General features: G+C 77.8%; 3 protein-coding genes. All 3 read right to left on the minus strand.

The genetic code is table 11. The features are described from left to right. Positions 1-40: 40 nt before the first annotated feature. The 3 genes from G6556_RS18015 to G6556_RS18025 all read right to left on the minus strand — a co-directional run bounded on the left by G6556_RS18015 (position 41) and on the right by G6556_RS18025 (position 2,803). Positions 41-892: an NAD(P)-dependent oxidoreductase gene (locus tag G6556_RS18015; RefSeq protein ID WP_166944408.1), complete on the minus strand. Its 852-nt coding sequence runs from the start codon at positions 890-892 to the stop codon at positions 41-43. A gap of 106 nt (positions 893-998) precedes the next feature. Next, positions 999-1,574, minus strand: coding sequence for a GNAT family protein (locus G6556_RS18020; RefSeq protein ID WP_346774992.1), 576 nt, complete (start codon positions 1,572-1,574; stop codon positions 999-1,001). Next, entirely contained in the window at positions 1,565-2,803 is a 1,239-nt protein-coding gene (locus G6556_RS18025; protein ID WP_346774993.1) for an amidohydrolase family protein, read from the minus strand. Before G6556_RS18025 ends, G6556_RS18020 begins: the two co-directional genes overlap by 10 nt. Positions 2,804-3,064 lie beyond the last annotated feature (261 nt).

Consider the following 3,064-nt stretch of genomic DNA (forward strand, 5'->3'; position numbering starts at 1 on the left):
GCGGACCCGCCCGGCCCCACGCTCCCCGCCCGGCGCGGGCTCAGCCCTGCGGGACCTCGTCCCGCCAGGAGTGCTGCGGCTCGAACCCGAGCAGCGCCCGCGCCCCGTCGATCGCGAGCAGGGTCTCGTGCGTCCCGAGGTCCCGCCGCACGGGCACGCCCGGGAACTCGGCGGCGAGCAGGTCGGCCGACGGGGTGTCCATGATCGTGTCCGCCGCGGCGATGATGACGTTCTGCGAGCCGGTCGTCTCGACCTGCGCCAGCCGGAACGCGGTCGCGGCGTCGCGGGCGTCGATGTAGCCCCACAGGTTCCACCGGCGCTTCGCGGGGTCGTCCTGGAACGACGGCACGGCCGCGTACGCCTCCTTCGGAAACACGTTCGACAGCCGGAGGCCGACGAACGGGATGCCCGACCACTCCGACACCTGCGCGGCGAGGTCCTCGCTCAGCACCTTCGACAGCGCGTAGGTCGACGTCGGGTGTGGGAAGTGCGCCTCGTCCACCGGGGCGTACCGCGGCGGGACGTCGAACGGCAGGCCGAGCGTCGTCTCGCTGGACGCCCACGCCACCTTGCGCAGCCCGAGCCGCTGCGCGGCGAGGAACACGTTGGCGTTCGCGGCCATGTTGCGGTTGAAGGTGTCCGGCGGCGACTCCATGCCCGGCTGCGGGATGTTCGCCAGGTGCACCACCGCGGAGCAGCCCGCGAGCGCCTCCACGGCCTGCCCGTAGTCGGTGAGCTCGGCGCGGAGCACGTCCACGCCGAGGCCGGCGCGCTCCCCGAACGGGCCCTGGGCGTCGGACGCCTGCACCCGGTACCCGTGCGCGAGCAGGTCCTGCACCACCGCGCGGCCCACCTTGCCCAGCGCGCCGGTCACGGCGACGGTCTCGGTCATGGCCGCATCCTCGCCCGGTGCGGCCGCCTCGTCCACCCGGCCCGGGGCGCGGCCCCGGCGGCACGGAGCGGCCCCGGCGGCGCCGCGCACCGTCCGCGCCGGACCGTCAGCGCACCGGTAGCCCGACGACCGCCGGCGCCGGGTCGGTGGCCAGCCGCGCGTGCGTCTCCACGTCGAACCGCTCGTCCCCGTACCGGAGCTTCGCCCGCTCGACGCCCTCCGCCGGGTACCCGGCCCGCGTCGCGACCCGGCAGGACGCCGGGTTGTTCACCCGGTGCCCGAGCTCCAGCCGGAACGTCCCGAGCTCCCGGACCGCCCACCCCGACGCCCCGGCCAAAGCGGCGGCCGCGAGGCCCCGGCCGCGGGCCTCCGCCGCGAGCCAGTACGACATCCAGGCCGTGGCGTGCACGTCGTCGACGGCCCCGATCCCGACGTTCCCGACCGCACGACCGTCGAGCACCACGGCGAACGCGTACGACCGGGGCCCGCGCGGCGCCAGGTGCCGCGCGATGTGCTCGGCCGCGGCGGCGTCGGTCGACAGCTCGGCACCGCCCGTCTGGCGCACCAGGTCGGGGTCGGCGGCCACGGCGGCGCGCAGGGCGCCCGCGTCCGCGGGGGTCCAGGGGCGCAGCACCGCGGTCACGAAGCCGGCCGCACCCGCCCGGTCGGCCGTCACTCCCACGGCCGCGCCGCGAGCGCCTCGAGGTCCACGACGCGCCCGCCGGCGACGACCGCGGCGCGCGGCACCCGGCGGACCAGGGCGTCCATCGGGTTCTCGGCGTCGAGCAGCACCACGTCGGCGCGGGCGCCGGGCACCAGGTCGTGCGCCTCGTCGGTGACGAACGCCGCGCCGTCGCGGGTGGCGATCTCGACCACCCGGCGCAGGTCCTCGTCCCGCACGACGCCCCCGGCGCGCGCGTACTGCCAGGCGATGCCGAGCAGGTCGCCGTCGCCGTAGGGGCTCCACAGGTCGCGGATGCCGTCCGTGCCGAACCCGAACCGCACCCCGGCGGCGTCCATCTCGGCGAGCGGGAGCTGCCGCATCCGCACGGGTGCGACCGTCGTCATCGTCACGCCGAGCGCGCCCATCCGGTCGAGCAGGTCGCGGCGGCGTGCCGGGTCGACGTCCACGACCGCGAACCCGTGCGCGACGTTGACCTTGCCGGGCGCGATCCCGTCGCGCTCGACGCGGTCGAGGATCAGGTCGATCTCGAACGCCCCGAGGTCGCCCGGCTCGTGCAGGTGGATGTCGAGCCCGCAGCCGTGCTCCGCGGCGATCCGGAACAGCCCGTCGAGCTGCCCCACCGGGTCGCGGTCGATGAGCGCCGGGTCCAGGCCGCCGACGTGCTCCGCGCCCGCCGCGGCGGCGCGGTCCAGCAGCTCCAGGACGCCCGGCCGGCGCAGCACGCCGTCCTGCGGGAACGCCACGACCGTCAGCTCGACGGCGCCGTCCAGCGCGGCCGCCGCCTCGCGGACCGCCTCGATGCCGCGCAGCCCCAGGCCGAGGTCGACGTCCACGTGCGTCCGGACGCGGGTGGTGCCCGTCCGGAGGTACTCGCGCAGCACCCGCTCGGCCACCGGCGCGCTCGGGATGCCGAGCTCGTCGCGCCGGGCGCGCTCGTGCGCGATCCGACCCTGGGTGCCTCCCTCGCCGCCGTAGGACTGCCACGGCAGGCCCCACCAGCTCTTGTCGGCGTGCGCGTGGGTGTTCACCAGCCCCGGCAGCGCGAGCAGGCCGCGCCCCTCGACGACCCGCGCGCCCGGGGCGGCCTCGGCGGCGCCCCCGTCGGCCGGGTCCCCGCCGGCGGGGCGGACCCAGGCGACCCGGTCCCCCGCGATCCCCACGTCCGCCGGCGCACCGCCCCACGGCCGCACGTCCCGGATGATCAGCGTCACGTCGTCGTTCACCACCGCGCCATCGTGCCACCGCCGCGCCGGCGCCCCGGCCCGCCCGCTGCGGTCGCGCGCGCCGCCGGGCCGACTTACCTTGCCCGCAGCGAGCCGGTCGGGCCGAGCACCGAGGCCGGCCGGGACCGCCGACCCGCGCCCGCGGGCCGACGACGACACGAGGAGCACCCCCATGAGCACCTCCGACGACCCCCGCGCCGCGAGCGACCGCCCGGCGGACCGCCCCGTCGGCGCGGGGGGCGTCGGAGGTGCTCATGGGGGTGC

Origin of the sequence: Cellulomonas sp. IC4_254, assembly GCF_011603975.1 — a bacterium.
Classification (GTDB): domain Bacteria; phylum Actinomycetota; class Actinomycetes; order Actinomycetales; family Cellulomonadaceae; genus Cellulomonas.

Excerpts from the sequence above, each read along its gene's own strand:
- G6556_RS18015 (WP_166944408.1), bottom strand. The coding sequence starts at position 892 with ATGACCGAGACCGTCGCCGTGACCGGCGCGCTGGGCAAGGTGGGCCGC.